We start from the raw sequence: 22,204 nt of genomic DNA on the forward strand, positions 1-22,204 counted from the left end.
CCCCCTAATTCACCGTGCCGTTCAGGCCGGTGACCACCGGCAGTCGCTTCAAATATCCCAGGCACTCGGTATCGAGCGCGTCGGCATCAAGCGTTGTGACAAACTTCTTCAAAAGATGCGGCATGCAGGCAGTTGCGCTGGTGATATGGCCATTGCCGGCAACAACGATATGGCGCCCGTTCGGGAAACCCTGCAGCCAATGCTCGCCCATGCCGGGCGGGGTCACGGGGTCCAGGTCGCCGCTCAAAATCAGGGCCGGCACGTCGCTTGAGATAGGCTCATGGGCATCCGGCGCACCAGGCAGGGCGTCCCAAGCCTTACAGCCTGCCTGCCAGTAGCGGAAATAGCTGTCTTTCGCGAAACTGTCGGCTGCTGCTTCTTGAAGCACACTCTGCCGCGTGCGCGGTACTTCCTCACCACACAGGATAGAAAGCGTGGCGCCCAGATACATGCTCTCAGACGCCGAAGCGCCGCCAGTGTAAAGGGCGATGAGCGGCTCAAGGTTGCCACCATCGGCCGCATCAATCACATAAGGCAGCATCACGGTGGCATCAGCGGAATACATGACGGAGCGAATGCTTTCCACCGCCATCACGAAGCTTATATCAAGCTCAAGCGGCTCACCCGAAAGCGGGTCATTGCCTGAATATCGCAGTTCTCCCGCGGCCGCCTTGGCCAGGAATGCTTCCACCTGCGCTTCAAAGTCGGGATAGCGTGCGGTGCAAGCCTCATTCTGGCGGCAGTCTTCTGCCAGCATACGCTTGGCGCGCTCGGCGCTTTCTGGTGCACTTTCAAACAGGGAAACGTCAGGCGGCGCGACACCGTCTACGATAATGCTTCGCACATGGTCTGGATGGCGTTTGAGATAAAGCCCTACCGTGCGTGTTCCCCAGGAACCGCCCCAAAGGTTCAATTGTTCATACCCCAGGGCCTGTCGCACCGCTTCCATGTCGCGCACGACATTTTCCATGGTGAAATGGCGTACATCAATGTCATGCGCAGCGCGGCATTCCCTGATAAAGCCGGTCCAGTCATCCAGGCTGGATAACATCTCGCCTGGCTCGACCTCACAGTTCAGCGGGTGGGACTTGCCCGTTCCGCGCTGATCCACGAGTACAATGTCTCGCGTTTGGCGAATTTGGCGAAAGGCGGTTGAAGCCAGAATGCCGTACTCGCCCGCGGCCTGCCCTGGCCCACCAGCAAAAACCCAGATGGGATCTGGCTCCGACCGGCTGCTTTTCGCCGGGATAACCGCCGCGTGAATTGGTATCCGGGTGTCTTCAGGGTTGTCGTAATCAAGCGGCACCTCAATGGTAAGGCACTGCACACGCCCCTTAAGGCCCTTGATAAAGCACGGCTCTGTCACCGCCTCGCTACTGTTCTGCTGGGCGCCTGCGGGCAATATCGCCGCAAGCGCCAGCAGTCCTGCTGTCGTGATCTTGGATAAAGGATTCACCTTTTTCTTCCCCCATTGGTAGGTTGACCTTGCACGTTTCTAACGCGCTTGATCTTTCAGTCCAACGGGGTTGAGAAAACTTACAGTTTTTTTGGGCTCCCCCTTTATCCTGTCCTGCGGGCAACCTTGTGGTTTTTCAGCACCTGGTCTTTCTGCCGCCCCGCCAATTCTGCCAAATGATCGAACCTGTGCTCGAACGTACCAACGCCCTGTGTCAGGGACCTGAGTTCAATAATCAGGTCCTGCATTTCTGACGCTGGCATTTGCGCCTCAATCTGGTCCCAACCGGGCCAGCCATCGCGGCCATCAAAGCCCATGATCTGCCCACGCCGAGAGCTGATCATGCCATTGATCCTGGCCATATAATTGGTAGGCGCCATAACGCGCACATGCTCAATGGGTTCCAACAGCACAGGATCGCAGTCTGGCAACGCATCAGCCATCGCCATCCGGCCGGCAGTCTTGAATGCCATGTCAGAGCTGTCCACACTGTGATGCTGGCCATCCTGAAGGGTGACCTCCACATCCACGACAGGGAAGCCAAGCGGTCCTTGCCGCAAATATTCCTTCACGCCGGCCTCGACGCTCGGGATATATTGCTTTGGCACCGCCCCTCCGGTGACTTTCTCCTGAAACTCAAAACCTGCGCCAAGACCACGAGGTTTGACCTCTATCACCACATCGCCAAACTGGCCGTGGCCGCCCGACTGTTTCTTGTACCGGGTATGCTGAACCTTGTTTCGCCGAATAGTTTCCTTATAGGCCACATGTGGATCAGCAAACCGTACGTCCACGCCATATTTGTCATTCAGGCGCGTCATCGCCGCGCGCATGTGTATTTCACCCTGCCCCCACAACAGAAGCTCGCCTGTATCTTCACAGTGCTCCACGTCGAAGGATGGATCTTCTTCCATAAGTTTCGTGAGCGCCTCAGAAAGCTTCGCCTCATTCTTGCGGTCGCTGATCGCAATTGCGCGCGCATAAACGGGCTGCAACAGGCCGGGCTTTGGGGCACCCGTGCCTCCCAGCGTCTCGCCGGTTTTGACATCCTCCAAGCGGGGAATGGCCACAAGGTCGCCCACATCGGCCATTGTCGCTTTCTTCAGATCGGTTCCTGCTATTCTAAAAAGCCCACCAACCTTGTTGCCGCCCACATGCAGCCCCTCTGTTACCGCGCCCTTGAGGACCCGCACAAAAGATAGCTTGCCCATATGGGGCAAGTGACGTGTCTTGAGCACATAGGCTGCTATTTCCTTGGTTTTTTTGGGCATCATGCGCTTGGAGGCCATTTCAAACCCCGGCATTTCATGCCTTAAGGCCTTCATCAGCCGCTTCAGGCCATAACCCTGGCTGGCACAGCCCATAAGCACAGGCATTATGCGGCCTGCACGAAGATCGTCAGCCAGATCCGTGAACACTTCATCACTTGGTGGGTCCACTTCTTCCAATAGCTCTTCCATCAGGTCGTCGTGGAAGTCTGCGAGCGTTTCCAGCATATGGAAGCGGTCTTCCGCTATCTGCTCCAGAATGCTCTCGGCGCCGTCCTTGATCTCTCGGCTGCCGTCCATGCCATAGCTGTATGCGCGCTTTGACGCCAAATCAACAAAGCCCGTAATCGCGTTTCCGTCGCGGATTGGCACATGCCTCAGAACGGCAGGCAGTGCGCTTACCTCATCCAGAGCTGCCGCTATTTCGCGGATATGCACATCCGAATGGTCAATCTTGTTGATGAAAAGAAGATGTGGGATGCCTTCTGCCTCCAGCTCATGCAACAAGGGGCTCAAGGCAAAGATTTTTGCGGGCTCGGGTTCCGCCACCACAACGGCCACATCTGCTGCATGAAGGGTATTGCGCGTTTCCTGCAGGAATTCGATCGAGCCGGGACAATCCAGGAAAATATAGCGATCATCAAGGTAATGGACCGAGGCAATGTTGGTATCGACCCCCATGGCAAGCGCTTTCGCCTCCACACTGTCGTCACCAAAAACCCGCTCGCCATTTGCCCGGCGGCGGGTCGTTTCAGTCAAAAAAAGAATATTTTCAAGAAGTGTGGTTTTACCGCTTGAATAGGGGCCCACGAGCGCAACCACCCGCGGGCCGTGTAGAGTGCCATTGGCCATCTGTTCCTCCGTCCCAAATATTGAAGGCGCCGGGCGAAACCCAATGTTTCACCAGCGACCGAGGCACAGGCATGTTTGTTCTTTGTAAGCGGATGACCAGCCTATCAGAGCACAGGCGCCACATCAAAAAAACCGAAGCAGTCCATCTTCGGCGTCGCAACCCCTTGTCCAGCCTTCATAATTTATTAGGTCAGACGCTCTGCCCTTTGGAGCGATCGGTATGAAACGGAAGCCCGAGTCGGCCTGCCTCGCCTGAAACAGCTTGACCCAAAGGCCCTGACTATTCATGTAGAGGAAGTCTTTTTTGCACGATGAATGTTCAGGAGTGAGGCCGGATCATGACAGACCAAATGGTTGAAATTGTTGAAGTTGGCGCGCGCGACGGGCTGCAAAACGAAAAAGTCATGTTCTCCACTGAACAAAAAGTAGAACTGATCACCCGCGCCATGGATGCCGGGCTGAAAAGGCTTGAAGTTGCAAGCTTCGTGCACCCCAAACTGGTGCCCCAAATGGCCGATGCTGAAGCCGTTATCGCCGACCTGCCGGACATCAAGAATGTCGAATATGTAGGCCTTGTGCTGAATAAACGCGGGCTCCTGCGGGCACTACAAACCCGCGAGGGCAACAAGCACGGCGTTGATGAAGTCGGCTGTGTGGCGACGGCTTCGAACACATTCGGCGAAAAGAACCAGGGCCAGACGCGAGACGAGTCTGTTGCGGTTAGCAAAGAGATCATCCGGCTCGCAACCCAGGAGGGGCTGAAAGCACAGGTGACGATTTCGACAGCCTGGGGCTGCCCGTTTGAAGGTGAGGTTTCCCCGCAGGTTGTCGTTGATATGGCAAAGGAGCTGGCGGATGCCGGCCCACGGGAGATTGCCATTGCGGACACCATCGGCGTAGCCGCGCCCGTTCGCGTGCGTGAAATTTTCGAAGCCGTCAGAGACGCCCTGCCGGGCATGCCGCTCCGGGCCCATTTCCACAACACGCGCAACACCGGAATTGCCAACGCCTGGGCGGCTTATGAAGCAGGTGTGCGCATATTGGACAGCTCGGTCGCCGGCCTTGGCGGCTGCCCGTTCGCGCCGCGCGCCACCGGCAATATCGGCACAGATGACCTTCTCTATATGCTGGACCGCTCCGGCATCACGTCAGGCGTCGAGCTCGACAAGATCATTGCGCTCGCTGCCTGGGTAGAAGACGTGCTGGGCCGCCCGGTGCCTTCCATGGTTGCGCACGCGGGCGGATTTCCAACACCCCAGGCTTAAGCTCTATGAGGCCTAAGTCCTAAAAGGCGATATAAGCCCACAAAGCCATAAGCGGCAGGTTGCTAAGGAAAAAGATCTTGAAGCGCGTGCGCACGTCATTGCCTGTGACATGCACCAGCGTATGCACAAACCGTATCACCACATAGGCCCACGCAAGGCTCAGGGTGACTGTGTCTACTTTTCCCAGCATCCCGGCAGCTATACAGGCCGGGTAAAAGAGCATTGGCATTTCAAACAGATTGGTCAGGTTGCGCTGAGCCGTCTGCACGCCTTCCGGTTCCGGGCTTTCCCCTCGGAAGGTTTTGAAAAAAGCCAGGTTTGTTGTCTCGCCTTTGCCAATAGCGGCAAAACGACGTTTTGCAAGAAGCACGACGACGCCGAAAGTCAGCGTCGCCATGCCCAGCATTGGATAGAAAATTGCTTTATCCACCTATGGTCTCCCCCGTTCTGGTGTGCCGCTTTACTTTGCAGCGGCAAACAGTTTCGATTGCTCTTCCTGAAGCCGTGCGAGCGCCCGTTGGGCCAGCGCGCTATCGGGCTTGAGGCGAACCGCCTTCAAATAGTCCTGCTGCGCGTCTGTATAGTCGCCTTTTGCCTTCAGGACATTGCCCCGGTTCACATAAGCGCGCCAGAAATGGCGATCTTCAGCGATGGCACGCGTACAGGCCTCTTCAGCACTATCCAGCTTGCCAAGGGCATAGTCAACGGCACACAGGTTGTTGAGAAGCGGCACAAGGCGTTCCTTGCTCAGGTTGGCCTTCGCGGCCCGATGGAAATATTTGGAAGCGGTCTCAAGATCGCCTTCCATCATGGCGTCGGTCCCGCGTGTGATGTTGCGGTCAGGGCCAGCATAATAGGTTTGTGCGTTCGCTGCTGCGGAAAAACTTGCCACTGCCAGCACTGCACCGGCTACCAGAGTTTTACGTGTCGTCCACATTTCATGTCTCCTCGTCTAAAGTCGTGACGCAGGCCAATGGGGTTCAGGGAGGTTGGGCCCGGGTCATAAGGCCTATATGTGAAATTCATTTATGGATGTAATTGACAAATTATGCAGATTAGCTATTCATAATTGAATTGCAAAACTCGAACGCGGAGCCTTCCCCATGCTTGATTGGGATGATCTGAAATATTTCCTGGCCATGGCCGAGCAGGGTAGCCTGTCTGCGGCAGCACGTAAGCTGAACGTCAGCCAACCCACACTTTCCCGCCGCTTGACCGCCCTTGAAGAAAATGTCGGGGCCGAGATTTTCTCGCGCACCCGCACCGGGCTTGAAATGACAGCCCTTGGTGAGCAGATGATGAACCATGCCCGCCATATGCAGGACGATGTGCACGCCATTGAACGGTTGATTACGGGGCACGACAGCAGCCTGCAGGGTTCCGTTATTATATCCTGCACTGAGGCCATCGGCTCCTTGTGGTTGGTGGAAAAGCTCCTTGGGTTCCGCAAACAGTATCCTGGCATCACTGTCGATGTGAAAGTGGACAATGCGGTCTCTGACCTGTTGCGGCGTGAAGCTGATATCGCCCTCAGGATGTTCCGCCCCGTACAGAACGACCTGATCTGCAAACGTACGGTTTCCATGGCCTACGGCTATTATGCCCACAAGGATTATCTGGCAGAGCACGGCACACCCAAATCCATGGCGGACATGAAGAAGTTCGATTTCATTCTGCCGCATGACGAGATTTTGGCCTACACATCAACCGAGCACCGCAAGAGCATCGGCGCCCCCAAGGGTGCCGCGTTCCGGTCAAACAATCTGATTGCCCTCGCCGCTGCTGTAAAGGCCGGCTACGGCATTGGGGCATATTCCTGCCTTGCCGCGGCAAACGACCCAGACCTTGTGCGCCTGTTCGACGACTATGTCGTCTTCAGTTCCGATATCTGGCTCGTAAGCCACACGGAACTTCGGCGAAGCGCGCGCATCCGCGCCATGTACGATTATCTGGGCGACATTCTGCAGGACAATGCCGCTGCCTTTGCCGGGGCCACCTGACAGCCAAAACCGGGTCCTGAAAGCCCAAGCCTGTTGAACGCAATGACAACATGACCTAAAGATCATTCCAGACAAGTATTATGTTCGCCACTTCAGCTTACCTCAGGGGGGAACCAACATGATGTTGAACAAGCTTTATGCCCGCCGCGACCGTGTGGCCAAAATGCGCCGCACAGTGGACGTGGGATGGATCATGAAAGCCCCCAAGGCCGGTGTGGTGTGGTATGAGCCGGAGCCCTTCCGTCAAAACTTGCCAGAAGCACCTGATGCAAAGTCTGTTCAGAAATGCCCCGGGGCTATCGACTTCGACAGCCGTCATTTCGTTGTCAAATGCCCTTATGACCTGCATCTGCGCCTCACGCGGTCACCGGACGGCAAGCCACAGCTCCTGAATGTACAGGGTGCTAATTCGGCCGTGCGTTCGAGCGTCATGAGCCAAATCATGCTGATGCACCCGCAAAGTGAATGGCGCCATCCCGAAAGACCGCTTCTGCAGTTTGTGACACCCTATGTCTTCATCTCGGACGAACCGGTGTGGATCAACCAGCTGCCGCCCTATCTTGACTATCTCAAGACGCGCCGTCCCGGCCTGATGATCGCCGGGCGTTTCCCCATTCATATCTGGCCCCGCCCGTTTATGTGGGCATTTGAGTGGCACGATGCCTCACAGGACCTGATTCTGAGGCGTGGCGAGCCATGGTTCTATGTGCGTTTCGAAACACAGGACCCAACCCAGAATGTTCGCATTTTCGAGGCAGAGCGCACGCAGGAGCTTGACGACTATATGCAGTCGGTTCTGGATGTCTCCAATTACACCAACCGTACATACAGCTTGTTCAGGCAGGCGGAAAACCGTCGCCCTGAACACCTTCTGGTGAAAAAGAAGTAATAGCCGTTCTACTTGATGCGGTAACGGGCAAGCACTTCATTGCCCTTGCCAATATAGCTGACTTCGCTAAAGCAACCACCGGCCATTGTGATGCCGCGACCATGCTTTTTCGTGTGGCCGTCTTCTGCCGAAGTGAAAGCCTGATGGTCAAATCCCTCACCCGGGTCGACAATACGGAACAGTATCTCTGTTTCTGATCGGCGGAACTCCACCGTCACATAATTTTCGGCATAGCCCGGAAGGGAACGCCGGTATTTGATTTCGTCTGTAAGGCGGCCCTTTTCAATCAATAGCCCCTTTTCCTCATGCCCGATGGCGAGACAGCCATGCTCCACAGCATTGACGAACAATTCCGTCAACCCCAGTGCGACCGGCACAGGCTCAGCGCATGCTCCCGCCAGGAGGGCTGCCAGGTTTTTGGCTTCTTCGCGGGTACGGAAGCGATATGTAGCAACATCAACATCACCAACATCAGAAACCTTTTTGCTAACAGCATCGGCAACCGACAGACGCAACATATAGTCATCGATTTCTGCACGGACGGCGCCCCACAAGGCATCCGGCCCCTTCTCCAGGCTGATAATGCGACTGACATTGAGATCGAACCTTAACTGCTTGAGGTCCGGCTCCGCGTCAATGTCTGCAAGAAGAACGATCGGCCCGCCTGCTGCTAGAAAATCGGCACCAAGTGCCCGGCCAACCGCTTCGGCCCCCTCCCTGCGGGCTGTCTGGGCATCAGTAATGAAACCCAATGTCGGTGCTGCGCCCGCCATTGTGGCGGCCAATTCCTGGCTATCTGAAACGCACACACAGTCAAATTCAGGAGGACGTGCCGAAGCAACCATTTGCCCCAACGCGCTGCTTTCGGCCGCCATCACCAACACACGCCCCTTAACAACACCGTGCGCTGACGTCTTTGCGCGCTTCTTTTCCGGCGCCCGGTGCATCGCCACAGCCGTCAGATCGTCCGGCAACTCCCCCGGCAACTTGGCATAAAAGGAACCAATCAGGCGCTCTACAAGCTTATATCGGTCCCCGGCCTTCGCTTCCTGTTCCACTTCTTTGACAAAACCATCTTCGCCAAGGAAAGAACCGTCCGGTCCCGCAGCCTCAAGCAGCACGTCCGAGTAACAAAACAGGGTCTCGCCAGGTTCCAGCCGGTCAGTTTTGTTCTCATACCCTGGCCTGCTGATGATACCGACAGGTGTCCCTGCGCTATCAAGAAGTCTGACTTTGCCCTTCACATTCACGATCATGGGGCGTGGCGCGCCGGCACCTGCATAGACGATCTCACCAGTACGGTGGTTAATTACCGCATAGAACATCGTTACAAAATGCCCAAGCGGGAACGTAGGTTTCAACGCACCATTTAGACTGGTCAGAAAAATAGCTGGATCATCGCGGTACATCTCGAAACGAGACATCGTGGCATGAAGGCGGAATGTATTAAGCGCTGCCCCTACCCCATGACCTGACACATCAAGCACAAATACGCCGAACTCGTCATCAGAAAGCCTCCAGCCGCCCCACAGGTCGCCCCCCAGTTCAAACGATGCCCGATAGTGGGCCTCAAATGACACATCGGAGGATTCCTCAAGCTCCTGCAGCGTATCCTCGTCGGGCAACAGCGAATGCTGCATGTCCCTTGCCATGGACAATTCAGTGTGCATTCGGCTGTGGAAATCACTTAGGTTCTTGATCAGGAACTTGTTTTCAAGGTGCATGCACACTCGAGCAAGCAGTTCCGGCTGATTGATGGGCTTGGAGACAAAATCGGTAGCGCCGCTACTGAAGACCTTTACCCGCTCCTCCGGCGTTTCAGACGCTGACTGGACAAGAATTGGCAGCCCACTGGTTTTCGGGTCAGCCCGCAGTATCCGACATACTTCATAGCCGGTCACTCTGGGCATATTGAGGTCCAGGATCAGCAGATCGGGCGGTGTATTCTCGATAAATTCAAGTGCTTCCTGACCATCTTCCGCATAGAAAAGGTGTGTGAAACCAGCTTGCTCCAGGCAGCGTCCGATAATCTGGCGCATGATTGACATGTCGTCCACGATCAGGATGGTCGCGCCTCGAATTTCGGCTGCAACTTCCTCAACCCTGCCGGGGATACCTGTATTATTGGCGCTGTTCAAACTGACTGCCCAGAAATTGCGGCACGGGGCCGCATCAGGACTGCAATAGATCAGAAAGCTTGGTCAGTTTCAGCATGCTAGCGACATGACCTTGAGCACCGGTAACAGACAGTTTCCAGCCGGAAGTGTCAGCTTGCTCTTTCGCGATGAGAAACATCCCAAGGCCCGCCGAATCGACCATATCCACTGCCGAAAGGTCAAATACACAAGACTTGATGTCGCGATCCGCCAGATCCTTCAATAACTGTCGGAACGCAACATTTTCAGAAAAGGTGATGTCGCCCGTGAAGGTCGCCGTGATAGCGCCATTATCAGAGTCTTTGATGCGGTATTCCATAAAATCCCCCTTCGGTCCACAAACCGAGAATTAAAGTAGCAGACAACAAAGGCAAGACCCGAGCCGTCAACTCATTGGAAAACACCCAACCCAATGTCAGTATTATGGCGCTAAACTTTAATAATTCAATAAGATAGACGACTAAATGCACCGAACATGCAAAACGCCTCCCCGGCATATCCGGGCCGGCAACAGGCTAGACGCGGCGGCGTTTGAAGTCACTGATGATCTCGGCGGCAGCGTTGTGCCCAGGCACGCCCGTTACACCGCCGCCAGGATGCGCACCCGAACCGCAAAGATAAAGCCCCTTCACCGGCATACGGTGATCTGCATGCCCAAGAACCGGACGCGATGCGAACAGTTGGTTCGGCGTCAGTTGACCGTGGAAAATATCCCCGTCAATCAGCCCAAACTTCCGCTCCAGGTCGAGCGGGGAATGGATTTGTCGCCCTATCACTGCCTTCTTGAAGTTCGGCGCATATTTGCTAACTGTATCGATGATCAAATCGGCCACGTCTTCCCGATGATCGTCCCAGCTTTTGCCGTCAGGCAAATGCGGAGCAAACTGTTGGCAGAACAGGCTGGCCACATGCTGCCCCTCTGGGGCCAGCGTGTCATCCAGCGTGCTAGGGATCAGCATTTCCACAATCGGTTCCTTGGACCAGCCCTGAAGCTGGGCATCCAGGAAGGCCTTGTCCAGATAGTCCATGCCCGGCCCGATCACGATACCTGCAGAATGATGCGGTGCCTGCCCTTCCGAAGGCAAACAGGTGAATTGCGGCAGTTCTGAAAGGGCAACATTCATCCGGAATGTGCCCGACCCGCTCTTAAGATGTTTGATACGCGTCCCAAAATCGGTTGGCACCAAGGCAGGGTCTACCAGTTTCCCGAACAGTAGCTTGGGCGCCACGTTGGCTGCAACCGCACGGGCCTTGATGACAGTACCATCTTCAAGGGCAACACCACGGGCCTTGCCTTTATCCGTGATCACTTCCGCAACCGGGCTGTCCACACGGATTTCTGCACCGGCTTCCCGGGCGGCATTCGCGATGGATTCACTGATGGCGCCCATGCCGCCAATCGCATGCCCCCAAACGCCTTTCTTACCATTCACTTCACCGAAACAGTGGTGCAGCAGTACATAAGCTGTCCCAAGCGCATTCGGGCTGGTGTAGGCGCCGACAATGCCATCAAAAGCAAAGGCAGATTTGATCATGTCGTTTTCGAAATAGCGATCCAGCATGTCGGCGCAGCTTTGCGTCGCCATATCCAACAGCAGGCGCTGGGCCTCGATCGGCTGGCGGATAGCGCTCAACCCAAGCGCCGCAGCCTTGATCATATCTCGAAGACCACCACCGGCGTTTGGCGGCGCCTGCAAAAGCAGCCGACGCAGCTCATCCGCCACCATGGAAATATCGGCGCTGTAGCGATCCAGGGCTTCGGCATCATGCTGGGAAAAGCGTGCGAATTCCTTCTTCAGTTCGTCGTGATCGTAAGAGAACGCCAGGTGGTCTCCGTTCTTCATCGGGAATATGTTCGCCAGTTTGCGCTCAACAATCTTCAGGCCATGCCTGTGCAGCTCAAGATCTGCGATTACCTTGGGGTTCAAAAGGCTGACAGTGTATGACGCGGAACTGTTGCGGAACCCCGGATGGAACTCCTCCGTCACGGCAGCGCCGCCCAGCATTTCCCTGCGCTCAAGCACAACCACCTTGAGGCCTTTTTTCGCCAGATAGGCTGCACAGGTCAGGCCGTTGTGACCGCCGCCAACAATCGCTACATCATACATACTTACTCTCCCTCAAAAATATCCCCCGCAAGCTGGGTACGACACTCCATGCACTCGGGCAATGGCAATTTTTCCGCAGCTGGTTTCCGGTTGCCAAATCTATCCTTCACAGCCGCACGGCTTTTCGCTACAAGCTGTTTAAGTTTCTTTGTCAATTAAGGTTTCAGCCAATGAAGACCGTCTTTGTTATGATCAAATGTGAACTGGGCCGCACCTATGATGTCGCCGCCCATCTGGCGGACGAAATCCCGGAAGTTCGCAGCGTCTACTCCACATCCGGCAACTATGACCTCCTGGCCCAGTTCCAGCTGGGTGCAGATCAGGAAATCGGCCGTTTCATTACGCAGGAAGTGCAGACAACTCCCGGCGTCAAGGACACCTACACGATCATCGGCCTGAATGCCTTCACTGAAGATTCCGTCGGCACAGGGCCTGACCCGATCTGATTGCAGGCTGACCTTCAGACAGGTTTAAAGGGGCGCCCTACGGTGCCCCTTTTGTTTGCTTCCCAGGCCTAGTCGCAACCGTGCACGCAGGCACCGCCGATATAGGTGGTCGTTACCTTGATATCGCTGATCGCCTCTGGCTGCACTTTGTAAGGGTCAGCATCCAGAATGATGAAATCAGCTTCCTTGCCCACTTCGAGCGACCCACGAATGTCGTCCTGCCCCATCAGGTAGGCACCATTCACGGTCAACGCCCGGATCATGTCGTCCACAGATACGGCTTCCTCAGGAATCCATCGCTGATCATCTGCGTTTTCCGGGTCTTTCCGAAGCACGGCCACTTCAATGGAATGGAATGGGTTGCTGGTGGAAACGGGCCAGTCACTGCCCCAGACGATACGGGCATCTGCCTCGATGAAGCTTTTGGCCGGATATAACCAGCGGTGCAACTCTTCCTGGAGGAAAGGTTCAGTCAGGTCAGAGATATAGGCGTCGCGGAAGTGCCAAAGCGTTTGCATGTCTGCGGTTACGCCAAGCGGGCCGAAGCGCGCAATATCTTCAGGCTGCACGATCTCCAGATGGGCCAGTTGATGGCGGCTGTCGCGCTCACCGTTGGCCTTTTTCGCCGCCTCTAGCGCATTCAGGCCAACGCGCACGGCGCGGTCGCCGATCGCATGCATATGCACCTGGAAATCTTTTGCTTCAAGCTTTGTCGCATAGTCGCTCAGGGCCTGTTCACTCAGGTTGATCTCACCCGCATGATCAGGGCCAAGGGGCGCATTCACGTAAGGCTCCAACAGCGCTGCGGTATGGTTTTCCGGCACACCGTCAACGAAAATCTTGACGGCTTCAGCGTCCAGGCGGCCAGCAGACCGCGCCCGGAACTGGGCCCGGCGCGAAACCAGCTTATCCACTGTGGCCGCCGCATTCTCCTCTGTCACCACAGACGTCACCATCTCTTCCGCCGCCAGAAGCGACAGACGAACGCGCTGTGGCAGGTCGGCCCTTTCCGCAACTGCCAGATATGCCTGCTCGTTCACGTCCGCCATGATGGCTGCGTCGATCGTGGCTGTGATGCCGTGCCCGGCCTGATAGGCCATGCCTGCCTCAAGGTTCTTGATCACATCATCAACGTCGGGCGTTGGGAAAATATGCATCACAAGCCCCTGGGCACTTTCCCTGAGCGTCCCTGTGGCGTTACCGTCGGCGTCGCGCTCAATGCGGCCGTTCAGCGGGTCTTCCGTATCTTTTGTAATGCCGGCAAGTTCCAGCGCCTTGCTGTTGACCCAGCCATTGTGGCCGTCAGCGGCCCCAAGAAAGACCGGCCTGTCCGGCACGACTGCATCCAGAAGTTCCTTCGACGGATTTGCATCCGGGAACAGATTGAGCTCCCACCCTGAGCCCATGATGGCAGGCATATCGGGATGCGCGTCGGCATAGGCCTTGACCGCAGCGACAATCTCTTCGGCTGAGGTCATACCCTGAAAGCCAAGCCCCAAAAGGGTTCCGCCACCGTCCGGCAGGTGGGCGTGACTATCGGTAAAACCCGGGAAAACGGGTTGGCCGTCGAGGTCAATCCGCCGGGTATTCTCTCCCGCATATGGGGCTGCACCAGCACTGCTACCGACATAAACGATCTTGCCATCCCGCACAGCCAGGGCCTCAGCCACACTGCTTTCGCCGTCCACGGTATAGATCGTACCGCCGGCGATAATCAGGTCAGCCGGCTGCATGCCTTCTTCAGCCTGCTCCCCGCAAGCCGCAACCATCAACAGCGCACCAATCGGCAGTAGCTTTTTCATCCTCATTCCCCTTGATAATGTGATCACATTTAAAGGAAACGATATCGAAAAACTTGCATTAATGCAAAAGATTATCTGAGTAATTCAGGAGATATATTGAAAAATCCGGCGCCCACAGCCTGACCAACTCGTCAAGATTGTGATCACTTACAAGCCGCCAATGAACAGCTATGTTTTCACGATGCCAACCCGGTCGATCTGCCGGTGCAGGGACACCACCCACAGAAGCACCAACACCATAATCAACCCACCAGCCAGAAGCGGCAAGCCATTCAGTTCCTGATTGAGAAGCCCCGCAGCCAGCGGTCCGGTGGAACGCCCGAGCGACTGCATGGACTGGAACACCCCCATCACTGCACCGCGCTCAGTCGGCTTCGCCCGGTGCGATGCCAGCGCCGACATGGACGTATTGAAAAGCGCGGTACCCACGCTTGTGGCGGCAATGCCGATGAACACAAGGCCGGCAGTGGGCACGATCAAGATCAGGAACAGGCCCAGCCCCATGAAAAACACCCCTGCCCGCGCCAGCGAAATTTCACCGAACCGGTTGTTCAGCCGCCCAATCAGCCCGCCCTGTACCACCATCAGCACCAGGCCAATCACCAGAAAGAGCTTGCCCATATCCGGCGGCCCCCAGGCGTAACGCGTTTCCATGAAGTAGCTGAGCACCGATTCCATCATCGAAAGCGGCACAGTGAACATCAGCATCATCAGGCAGATCTGCATCAGGATCGGGCGTGTACGGATGCGGCCGAAGGCCTCAAGGCGGCTGATCTGCCCCCGGTCTTCTTCATGCTCCGCGTGGCTTTCCCGGAACAGCACCGCAACCACCAGCGCCCCTGTGAGCAACAGCCCCGCTGCAATCGCGGCGGATACGGATATGGTGGCCGTGGCTGCATCGCTTCCACCAACCACACCACCCAGCGGCGGACCAAGAGTGAAGGCCAGGCCAATACCGGCCCCCATCAGCCCCATGCCCTTTGCGCGGTTCTCCGCGCTCGTCAGGTCGCTCACCGCCGCCATCACTACGGACGTGTTTCCCGAAAATATCCCCACCAGTGTCAGTCCCAGCAGCACAAGTGCGGGCGTGTCTGCCATGGTCGCCAGGAACAGGTAACAGGCAGATGCGCCAAGAAGCGTGATAATCAGGATCGGCCGACGCCCGAACCAGTCAGACAGTCGCCCCCACACCGGGCCGATGATAAACTGGGAAAGGCTGTAGCTCGCAAGGATCGGCGTTGCCTCCGCCTGACTGGCACCAAGGTTTTCCAGAACATACATGATGGACGGCAGCAGCATGGCAAAGCCTGCCATCACAAGAAACACGACCAGAAACAAAATAGGCATAGTCTATCCGATTGTTGCGCCGCGCCGGGCCTGAAAAGGATTTCGACCGGTTTTAAGCCGTGAGCACCAATAACTCAACAGCGGTATCTGTTCTATGCGGCAAATAAGAAAGGCCGGAAAACTCCGGCCCGATTCCCTAACGACGGCCACTTTCGACCCTCAAATTCAAGAATTCTTATTCAGCAGTGCCTGCAGAATACATATATAAGCACCAGACGAAGCGATCTACAATGTCCGCTTCTGGCCGAATGTTGCCCCTGAACTCCCCACCCAGGCTTGCCCCTTGCCCCAACAAAAAAAGGCCGGAACGATCCGGCCTTTTTCTTATCCAATATTGGCGAACTTTGCGCGTCAGCGCAGCAACACGTTGGTGAAGCGCCAGGGGTCGCTTTCATCGATCTCTTCCGGGAAAATCCAGTTGGTGCGACCGTCCAGCGGCGTCCAGTCTGTGTATTCCCCCACAACCGGCCCCAGGTATGGGCCTGCGATATCAAGGATTCGCTTGAAATCGATCTCGTCAGCTTCCACAAGGCCGCGCTTGGGGTTTTCGATCGCCCACACCATGCCGGCAAGCACGGTCGCTGTTACCTGAAGCCCTGTCGCATTCTGGTGCGGGATCAACTCCCGCGTTTCATGGATCGACAGCTGCGAGCCGTACCAGTAGGCGTTCTTCTCATGGCCGTATACCAGCACGCCCAGCTCATCAACGCCGTCGGTGATCTCGTCGCAGATCAGGCGGTGCTTGGTCTGGGCTTCAAAGGCGTTGCCCTCAAGTTCATGCAAGGACAGCACGGCATCATCACAGGGGTGATAGACATAGTGGCAGGTGGGCCGGTAGGTCACGCGCTCGTCAGCATCGAACAGGCTGAAATAGTCGGCGATCGAGATGGCCTCATTGTGGGTGATCAGGAACCCGGTCATGGAGCCTGCCATCGGCGTCCAGCTGCGCACGCGCGTGGAAGCGCCCGGCTTCTTCAGGTAAATGGCCGCGCGGCAGCCGAAGACATGTTCGGCCGCGTTCGCCGGCAGATAGCCTTCGTGCGTGCCCCAGCCAAGCTCGGCTGGCTGCAGACCTTCGGCCAGGAAGCCGTCGATGGACCATGTGTTGACGAACTCGCCCTTCTGCTTCTTCTCATCCGCCACCTGCGTGTCACGCTCGGCGATATGGATGCCCTTGACGCCCAGCTTACGCGCAAGCTCGCCCCAGCCCTGCCGGGTTTCAGGAACACTCACCTCAAGGCCGCAGTCCGCCGCGATATTGAGGAGCGCCTGTTTGACAAAATGGCTCACCAGCCCTGGGTTCGCACCGTGCGCAAGAATGGCCGTGGGGCCGCCCTTGAGGCTGTCACGCATCGCCAGCGCGTCTTCGCGGATCGAATAGTTGGTCCGAAGGCCCATCGGGCTGTCCGGGTCCTCATAGCGGCCCGGCCAGGGTTCAATACAGGTATCGATATAAAGGGCGTCCACCTTGTGGCAGAAGCGCACCAGCGACATGCTCTCAACCTCAACCGACAGGTTCACCAGGAAACCGCCCGCGCGGTCAAACAGCGGCGCAAGCACTGCCTCAAGGTTCGAAGGCGTCAGCGGTTCCCTGATGAAACGGATGCCGTGCTCGCTCGCCACATCCTGGCCGCGTTCGTCGGCGGACACGATGACGATATTGTCGCGTTGCACCTCGAAGTGCCTGAGAATGAGGGGCAAAAGCCCCTGCCCGATCGAACCAAACCCAACGATCACCAGCGGGCCGTCAATCCGCGCATAACAAGGCCACCCATCAACCATTCAGACACTCCTACATCAAGAATCGGCTTAGTTTTCGGGCGCACCATAGTCAGCTTGCCCCCGACCATCAAGCGCGAAGGGTAACAATAGGCCCTGTGCGCGCTGGCGAAGGCCTCTAGGTCAATGCCCCAGAGAACAAAAAAGGCCGGAGCGATCCGGCCTTTTTCTTATTCGATTTTAAGGGCGTGCCTTACTTCACTTCCGCCATGATCTGGCGGCGGGCTTCGTCCATCATTTCTTCAAGGTGTTTTTCGATACGGTGACGGGAAATATCCAGGCCTTTGCCTTCAATATCCGCCATTACCTTGCGAATCACGTCCTCGTCGCCATCTTCTTCCAGGTCGGATTTCACGACCTCTTTGGCATAAGTCGCAACATCGTCACCCGAAAGGCCCATCTCAGACGCCAGCCACTCGCCAAGCAGGCGGTTACGGCGGGCACGAGCCTTGAACATCATGCTCTCGTCATGGGCAAATTTATCTTCAAAAGCCTTCTCGCGGCCGTCGAACGTGGTCATTGGTACTTTCCTCTTATCCGAGTCTCTAACTGAGACCCCAGTAAAATAGCATAGCGCATCCGTCAATAAAGGAAATTTCTGCGCCCTTTTCCAATGCTTACACGAAACTTATTGTTATTTGTTACAGAAAGATTGTCGCAGGGAACCTTTTCCCTTATGTTCGCGCCCGCGCAACCCACTGACATCCCTCAAACTGAGGAAAAGAGGCAATATATGTCCCGCCGCAACAAGATTTACGAAGGCAAGGCCAAAGTTCTGTTCGAAGGCCCTGAGCCCGGCACCATTATCCAATATTTCAAAGATGACGCCACTGCGTTCAATGCCGAGAAAAAAGGCACGCTCGCAGGCAAAGGCGTGGTGAACAACCATATCTCTGAATATATCTTCACCGCCCTCGCCGACATCGGCGTCCCAACGCACTTTATCGAGCGCACGTCCATGCGTGAGCAGCTTGTGAAGGCTGTTGAGATCATTCCGGTTGAAGTGATTGTTCGCAATATCGCAGCAGGCGGCATCTCCAAGCGCCTCGGCATCGACGAAGGCACGCCGCTGCCACGCCCGATTGTTGAGTTCTGCTACAAGTCGGACGAGCTGGGCGACCCGCTGATCTCCGAAGAGCATGTTCTGGCATTCGGCTGGGCCGATGAGATCGAGCTTGAGGAAATGACCCACTATGCGCTCCGCATCAACGATTTCCTCTCCGGCCTTTTCGCGGGCATCGGCATCAAGCTTGTGGATTTCAAGCTGGAATTCGGCCGCCTGTATGAAGGCGAAGACTGCATCACCATTCTCGCGGATGAGATCAGCCCGGACGGCTGTCGCCTGTGGGACATGAAAACCGGTGAGAAGCTGGATAAAGACCGCTTCCGCCGCGACCTTGGGGGCGAAATGGAAGCCTATCAGGAAGTCGCGCGCCGTCTTGGCATTCTGCCGAACGCGGACATCACCGAAATTGCAGACCATCAGAACAAGGGCCAGAAGCAGTAGCTTCTGGTCCAACCTTTTGTAAGCCCAAAGCCTAACGGCACAATTACCTGACTGAAAGAAAGTGAGCCCAATGAAAGCCCGCATTCACGTAACCCTTAAAAACGGCGTTCTGGACCCTCAAGGCAAAGCCATCGAGCATGCGCTCGGCAACATGGGATTTGACGGTGTCGAAGCCGCCCGCCAAGGCAAATATATCGAGCTGGACCTCAAGTCCACGGATCGCGCGTCGGCGGAAAAGGAAGTGGACGAAATGTGCCGCAAGCTTCTGGCCAATACCGTGATTGAAAACTATTCCATCGATCTGGAGTAGAACACATGAAATCCGCGGTTATCGTTTTCCCGGGATCGAACTGCGACCGGGATATGGCTGTCGCCCTAGAGAAGATCACAGGGCAAAAGCCACTCATGGTCTGGCACCAGGAGTATGACTTCGACAAGGTCGATTTCATTGCCCTGCCAGGCGGTTTCTCCTATGGCGACTATCTTCGCTGCGGCGCCATGAGCGCGCGCTCGCACATCATGAAAGAGGTCATCAAGCGCGCGGAAGCGGGCGTGCCCACTTTCGGCGTGTGTAACGGCTTCCAGATCCTGACGGAAACCGGCCTGCTGCCGGGCGCCCTGATGCGTAATGCGGGCCTGCATTTCGTGTGCAAGGACGTGAAGATGACGGTGGAAAACGCCGACACCATGTTCACCAACGCATACGCGGCGGGCGAAGAAATCACCATTCCTGTGGCGCACCATGACGGCAACTATTTCGCCGACAAGGAGACGCTCGACCGCATGGAAGGCGAAGGCCAGGTGGCATTCAAGTACGCCGAGGACATCAACGGCGCGCAGCGCCGCATCGCCGGCATCACCAACGCCAAAGGCAACGTCCTTGGCATGATGCCTCACCCTGAGCGCATGATCGAACCAGCATTGGGCGGCTCTGACGGCCGCAAGCTGTTCGAATCCGTCATGAACCGACTGGGCTAAGGGGAAGAGACATGAAAACCGGTAACGAAATTCAAATCACCCCTGAGCTCGTGAAAGAGCACGGCCTGACGGAAGAAGAGTATCAGCGCATCGTCGGCGCCATGGGGCGTGAGCCAAACTATACAGAGCTTGGCATCTATAGTGTGATGTGGTCTGAGCACTGCTCCTACAAATCATCCCGCTTCCACCTGAAGAAGCTGCCGACCAAGGCGCCTTGGGTTATCCAGGGGCCGGGCGAGAACGCTGGCGTGATCGACATTGGCGACGGCCAGGCCGCGATCTTCAAGATGGAAAGCCATAACCACCCATCCTACATCGAGCCTTACCAGGGCGCGGCAACGGGCGTGGGCGGCATTCTGCGCGACGTATTCACTATGGGCGCACGCCCGGTGGCCAACATGAACGCGCTCCGCTTCGGCGAGCCTGACCACCCGAAAACCCGCCACCTGCTGGCGGGCGTGGTTGAAGGCATCGGCGGTTACGGCAACTGCGTGGGTGTACCCACCGTGGGCGGCGAAACCAACTTCGACGAAAGCTACAATGGCAACATCCTGGTGAACGCCATGACTGTTGGCCTCGCAGATGCGGACAAGATCTTCTACTGCGCGGCTGCGGGCGTTGGTAACCCTGTCGTTTACGTGGGTTCCAAAACCGGCCGCGACGGCATCCACGGCGCCACCATGGCATCCGCCGAATTCACCGAAGACAGTGAAGAAAAGCGCCCTACTGTACAAGTGGGTGACCCCTTCACCGAAAAGCTGCTGATTGAAGCCTGCCTTGAGCTGATGGCCACAGACGCCATCATCGCAATCCAGGACATGGGCGCGGCTGGCCTGACGTCGTCATCGGTTGAGATGGCGTCCAAAGGCGGCGTGGGCTTCGAGCTGGACCTTGATCAAGTGCCGCAGCGCGAAGCAAACATGCTCCCATACGAGATGATGCTGTCCGAGAGCCAGGAGCGCATGCTCATGGTCCTCAAGCCAGGTCGCGAAGACATGGCCAAAGCCATCTTTGAGAAGTGGGAACTGGACTTCGCCGTGATCGGCCATATCACCGACACCGGCAACCTGACGCTGAAGTTCGGCGGCGAAGTGGTGGGCGACATGCCGATCAACAGCCTCGTTGAGGACGCGCCAGAGTATGAGCGCCCCTATATCCCGACGCCGAAGCGCGACGTGGTAGACGTGGAAGCGCCAGCTGACCTGAATAAGGCCGTCATGGACCTGATCGGCGGCCCGAACCTGTGTTCCCGCCGCTGGATCTGGGAACAGTATGACCATATGGTGATGGGCGACACGATCCAGCGCCCGGGTGGCGACGCGGCTGTTGTGCGTGTGCACGGCACGGAAAAAGCGCTGGCAATCAGCACAGACGTAACCCCGCGCTACTGCTATGCCGACCCTGTTGAAGGCGGCCGTCAGGCTGTGGCTGAGACATGGCGGAACATCACGGCTGTGGGCGCGACCCCGCTTGCGATCACCAACTGCCTCAATTTCGGCAACCCGGAGCGCAAGGACATCATGGGCCAGTTCGTTGGCTGCCTTGAAGGCATGGGCGAAGCCTGCCGCGCGCTGGATTACCCGATCGTATCCGGTAACGTGTCGCTTTATAACGAAACCAACGGCTCCGGCATCCTGCCAACGCCCGCTATCGGCGGCGTGGGTGTGATGGCTGACAGCAACATGATGGCCACCATCGCGTTCGAGGGCCCGGGCCAAACTGTGGTGCTGATCGGCGAAACCAAGAACGAGCTGGGAGCAAGCCTCTACCAGAAGCAGATTCTGGGCAAGAACGAAGGCTGCCCGCCGCACGTTGACCTGGATATCGAACGCCGGAACGGCGATTTCGTCCGGGCGCTCATTGAAAATGGCCAGGTTTCCACTTGTCATGACCTGTCTGACGGCGGCCTGATTGCGGCCCTTGCCGACATGGCAATCGCAGGCAAGGTTGGCGTGAACGTGACCGTTGAGGGCGACCTGCCGCTGCATGTGGCGCTTCTGTCTGAAACCCAGGCGCGCTATCTGGTGGCAACCGATGCCGCCACGGCAGAGACGATCCGCCAGGAAGCCAAGGACGCCGGCATTCCGGTCGCGGTTCTGGGCGAAACCGGCGGTGACCGTGTATCTGTGAACGGCGGCGCGCTTGACCTGGCGCTCAGCGACCTAACGGCAGCCCACGAAGGCTGGATGCCGAATTTCATGGCGAAAGAGCCGCTGTCGGCTTAAGCAGGCCTGACAATCAAATCATCAGAAAGGCGCCCTACCCGGCGCCTTATACATTGAGAGGCACGAAGATTTGTTATGATCTTCGTGCCTCTTTGATTTTGAACAGGGGGTGGCCACCCCCTGTTC

Annotated in this window: 19 protein-coding genes; 8 read left to right on the forward strand and 11 right to left on the reverse strand. The window is 56.8% G+C overall.

The window, feature by feature from the left end:
- Positions 1-4: 4 nt before the first annotated feature.
- Both ACFO5Q_RS11430 and ACFO5Q_RS11435 read right to left on the reverse strand, forming a co-directional pair.
- Positions 5-1,456, reverse strand: a complete 1,452-nt coding sequence (locus ACFO5Q_RS11430; protein WP_068145289.1) for an alpha/beta fold hydrolase — start codon at positions 1,454-1,456, stop codon at positions 5-7.
- Between the two features lie 104 nt (positions 1,457-1,560).
- The gene (locus ACFO5Q_RS11435) at positions 1,561-3,576 is read right to left on the reverse strand and encodes an elongation factor G (RefSeq protein ID WP_068145287.1); all 2,016 of its coding nucleotides are present in this window, start codon (positions 3,574-3,576) and stop codon (positions 1,561-1,563) included.
- Positions 3,577-3,914: 338 nt separating this feature from the next.
- On the opposite strand from ACFO5Q_RS11435, the gene ACFO5Q_RS11440 reads away from it, so the two are divergent.
- Entirely contained in the window at positions 3,915-4,841 is a 927-nt protein-coding gene (locus tag ACFO5Q_RS11440) for a hydroxymethylglutaryl-CoA lyase (RefSeq protein ID WP_068145284.1), read from the forward strand.
- Positions 4,842-4,860: 19 nt separating this feature from the next.
- Here ACFO5Q_RS11440 and ACFO5Q_RS11445 read toward each other — a convergent pair whose 3' ends face one another.
- On the reverse strand, positions 4,861-5,271 hold the full coding sequence (locus ACFO5Q_RS11445) for an MAPEG family protein (protein WP_068145281.1): 411 nt from the start codon (positions 5,269-5,271) through the stop codon (positions 4,861-4,863).
- 30 nt (positions 5,272-5,301) lie between these two features.
- Positions 5,302-5,778: a tetratricopeptide repeat protein gene (locus tag ACFO5Q_RS11450; protein ID WP_068145277.1), complete on the reverse strand. Its 477-nt coding sequence runs from the start codon at positions 5,776-5,778 to the stop codon at positions 5,302-5,304.
- 166 nt (positions 5,779-5,944) lie between these two features.
- Between ACFO5Q_RS11450 and ACFO5Q_RS11455 the strand changes: the two genes are divergently transcribed.
- On the forward strand, positions 5,945-6,841 hold the full coding sequence (locus tag ACFO5Q_RS11455) for a LysR family transcriptional regulator (protein WP_068145274.1): 897 nt from the start codon (positions 5,945-5,947) through the stop codon (positions 6,839-6,841).
- Positions 6,842-6,959: 118 nt separating this feature from the next.
- Positions 6,960-7,730 (forward strand): hypothetical protein, encoded by a 771-nt coding sequence (locus ACFO5Q_RS11460; protein ID WP_068145271.1) that lies wholly within the window; start codon positions 6,960-6,962, stop codon positions 7,728-7,730.
- 8 nt (positions 7,731-7,738) lie between these two features.
- On the opposite strand, the gene ACFO5Q_RS11465 is transcribed toward ACFO5Q_RS11460, so the two are convergent.
- The 3 genes from ACFO5Q_RS11465 to ACFO5Q_RS11475 all read right to left on the reverse strand — a co-directional run bounded on the left by ACFO5Q_RS11465 (position 7,739) and on the right by ACFO5Q_RS11475 (position 11,994).
- A complete protein-coding gene (locus tag ACFO5Q_RS11465) occupies positions 7,739-9,868 on the reverse strand; it encodes an ATP-binding SpoIIE family protein phosphatase (RefSeq protein WP_068145267.1) in 2,130 nt (709 codons plus the stop codon).
- Between the two features lie 34 nt (positions 9,869-9,902).
- Positions 9,903-10,205 (reverse strand): STAS domain-containing protein, encoded by a 303-nt coding sequence (locus ACFO5Q_RS11470; protein WP_068145263.1) that lies wholly within the window; start codon positions 10,203-10,205, stop codon positions 9,903-9,905.
- Positions 10,206-10,401: 196 nt separating this feature from the next.
- Complete coding sequence (locus ACFO5Q_RS11475; protein WP_068145260.1) at positions 10,402-11,994, reverse strand: phytoene desaturase family protein; 1,593 nt, start codon at positions 11,992-11,994, stop codon at positions 10,402-10,404.
- Positions 11,995-12,164: 170 nt separating this feature from the next.
- Here ACFO5Q_RS11475 and ACFO5Q_RS11480 point away from each other — a divergent pair, with 170 nt between their 5' ends.
- Entirely contained in the window at positions 12,165-12,440 is a 276-nt protein-coding gene (locus tag ACFO5Q_RS11480) for an Lrp/AsnC ligand binding domain-containing protein (protein ID WP_068145257.1), read from the forward strand.
- 68 nt (positions 12,441-12,508) lie between these two features.
- Here ACFO5Q_RS11480 and ACFO5Q_RS11485 read toward each other — a convergent pair whose 3' ends face one another.
- The 4 genes from ACFO5Q_RS11485 to ACFO5Q_RS11500 all read right to left on the reverse strand — a co-directional run bounded on the left by ACFO5Q_RS11485 (position 12,509) and on the right by ACFO5Q_RS11500 (position 17,888).
- Positions 12,509-14,242 carry an amidohydrolase gene (locus tag ACFO5Q_RS11485; RefSeq protein ID WP_197420965.1) on the reverse strand — a complete coding sequence of 578 codons (1,734 nt, stop codon included), beginning with the start codon at positions 14,240-14,242 and terminating at the stop codon, positions 12,509-12,511.
- Between the two features lie 168 nt (positions 14,243-14,410).
- A complete protein-coding gene (locus tag ACFO5Q_RS11490; protein WP_068145254.1) occupies positions 14,411-15,589 on the reverse strand; it encodes an MFS transporter in 1,179 nt (392 codons plus the stop codon).
- A 351-nt stretch (positions 15,590-15,940) separates the two neighbouring features.
- The gene (locus ACFO5Q_RS11495; RefSeq protein WP_068145251.1) at positions 15,941-17,371 is read right to left on the reverse strand and encodes a homospermidine synthase; all 1,431 of its coding nucleotides are present in this window, start codon (positions 17,369-17,371) and stop codon (positions 15,941-15,943) included.
- Positions 17,372-17,561: 190 nt separating this feature from the next.
- Positions 17,562-17,888, reverse strand: coding sequence for a DUF1476 domain-containing protein (locus tag ACFO5Q_RS11500; protein WP_068145246.1), 327 nt, complete (start codon positions 17,886-17,888; stop codon positions 17,562-17,564).
- 213 nt (positions 17,889-18,101) lie between these two features.
- On the opposite strand from ACFO5Q_RS11500, the gene purC reads away from it, so the two are divergent.
- From purC to purL, 4 genes are all read left to right on the forward strand, one after another.
- Positions 18,102-18,875 carry a phosphoribosylaminoimidazolesuccinocarboxamide synthase gene (gene purC, locus ACFO5Q_RS11505; protein ID WP_068146097.1) on the forward strand — a complete coding sequence of 258 codons (774 nt, stop codon included), beginning with the start codon at positions 18,102-18,104 and terminating at the stop codon, positions 18,873-18,875.
- 70 nt (positions 18,876-18,945) lie between these two features.
- Complete coding sequence (purS, locus tag ACFO5Q_RS11510; protein ID WP_068145243.1) at positions 18,946-19,185, forward strand: phosphoribosylformylglycinamidine synthase subunit PurS; 240 nt, start codon at positions 18,946-18,948, stop codon at positions 19,183-19,185.
- A gap of 5 nt (positions 19,186-19,190) precedes the next feature.
- On the forward strand, positions 19,191-19,853 hold the full coding sequence (purQ, locus tag ACFO5Q_RS11515) for a phosphoribosylformylglycinamidine synthase subunit PurQ (RefSeq protein WP_068145240.1): 663 nt from the start codon (positions 19,191-19,193) through the stop codon (positions 19,851-19,853).
- Positions 19,854-19,864: 11 nt separating this feature from the next.
- Positions 19,865-22,078, forward strand: a complete 2,214-nt coding sequence (gene purL / locus ACFO5Q_RS11520) for a phosphoribosylformylglycinamidine synthase subunit PurL (RefSeq protein ID WP_068145237.1) — start codon at positions 19,865-19,867, stop codon at positions 22,076-22,078.
- Positions 22,079-22,204 lie beyond the last annotated feature (126 nt).

It is taken from the genome of Kordiimonas lipolytica, assembly GCF_042651265.1.
Taxonomy (GTDB): domain Bacteria; phylum Pseudomonadota; class Alphaproteobacteria; order Sphingomonadales; family Kordiimonadaceae; genus Kordiimonas; species Kordiimonas lipolytica.

Bases quoted from the DNA above. Each gene is read 5' to 3' on its own strand.
- ACFO5Q_RS11435 (WP_068145287.1), bottom strand. From the start codon at position 3,576: ATGGCCAATGGCACTCTACACGGCCCGCGGGTGGTTGCGCTCGTGGGC.
- ACFO5Q_RS11440 (WP_068145284.1), top strand. From the start codon at position 3,915: ATGACAGACCAAATGGTTGAAATTGTTGAAGTTGGCGCGCGCGACGGG.
- ACFO5Q_RS11450 (WP_068145277.1), bottom strand. From the start codon at position 5,778: ATGTGGACGACACGTAAAACTCTGGTAGCCGGTGCAGTGCTGGCAGTG.
- ACFO5Q_RS11455 (WP_068145274.1), top strand. From the start codon at position 5,945: ATGCTTGATTGGGATGATCTGAAATATTTCCTGGCCATGGCCGAGCAG.
- ACFO5Q_RS11460 (WP_068145271.1), top strand. From the start codon at position 6,960: ATGATGTTGAACAAGCTTTATGCCCGCCGCGACCGTGTGGCCAAAATG.
- ACFO5Q_RS11470 (WP_068145263.1), bottom strand. From the start codon at position 10,205: ATGGAATACCGCATCAAAGACTCTGATAATGGCGCTATCACGGCGACC.
- ACFO5Q_RS11475 (WP_068145260.1), bottom strand. From the start codon at position 11,994: ATGTATGATGTAGCGATTGTTGGCGGCGGTCACAACGGCCTGACCTGT.
- ACFO5Q_RS11480 (WP_068145257.1), top strand. From the start codon at position 12,165: ATGAAGACCGTCTTTGTTATGATCAAATGTGAACTGGGCCGCACCTAT.
- ACFO5Q_RS11485 (WP_197420965.1), bottom strand. From the start codon at position 14,242: ATGAAAAAGCTACTGCCGATTGGTGCGCTGTTGATGGTTGCGGCTTGC.
- ACFO5Q_RS11490 (WP_068145254.1), bottom strand. From the start codon at position 15,589: ATGCCTATTTTGTTTCTGGTCGTGTTTCTTGTGATGGCAGGCTTTGCC.
- ACFO5Q_RS11495 (WP_068145251.1), bottom strand. From the start codon at position 17,371: ATGGTTGATGGGTGGCCTTGTTATGCGCGGATTGACGGCCCGCTGGTG.
- ACFO5Q_RS11500 (WP_068145246.1), bottom strand. From the start codon at position 17,888: ATGACCACGTTCGACGGCCGCGAGAAGGCTTTTGAAGATAAATTTGCC.
- purC (WP_068146097.1), top strand. From the start codon at position 18,102: ATGTCCCGCCGCAACAAGATTTACGAAGGCAAGGCCAAAGTTCTGTTC.
- purS (WP_068145243.1), top strand. From the start codon at position 18,946: ATGAAAGCCCGCATTCACGTAACCCTTAAAAACGGCGTTCTGGACCCT.
- purQ (WP_068145240.1), top strand. From the start codon at position 19,191: ATGAAATCCGCGGTTATCGTTTTCCCGGGATCGAACTGCGACCGGGAT.
- purL (WP_068145237.1), top strand. From the start codon at position 19,865: ATGAAAACCGGTAACGAAATTCAAATCACCCCTGAGCTCGTGAAAGAG.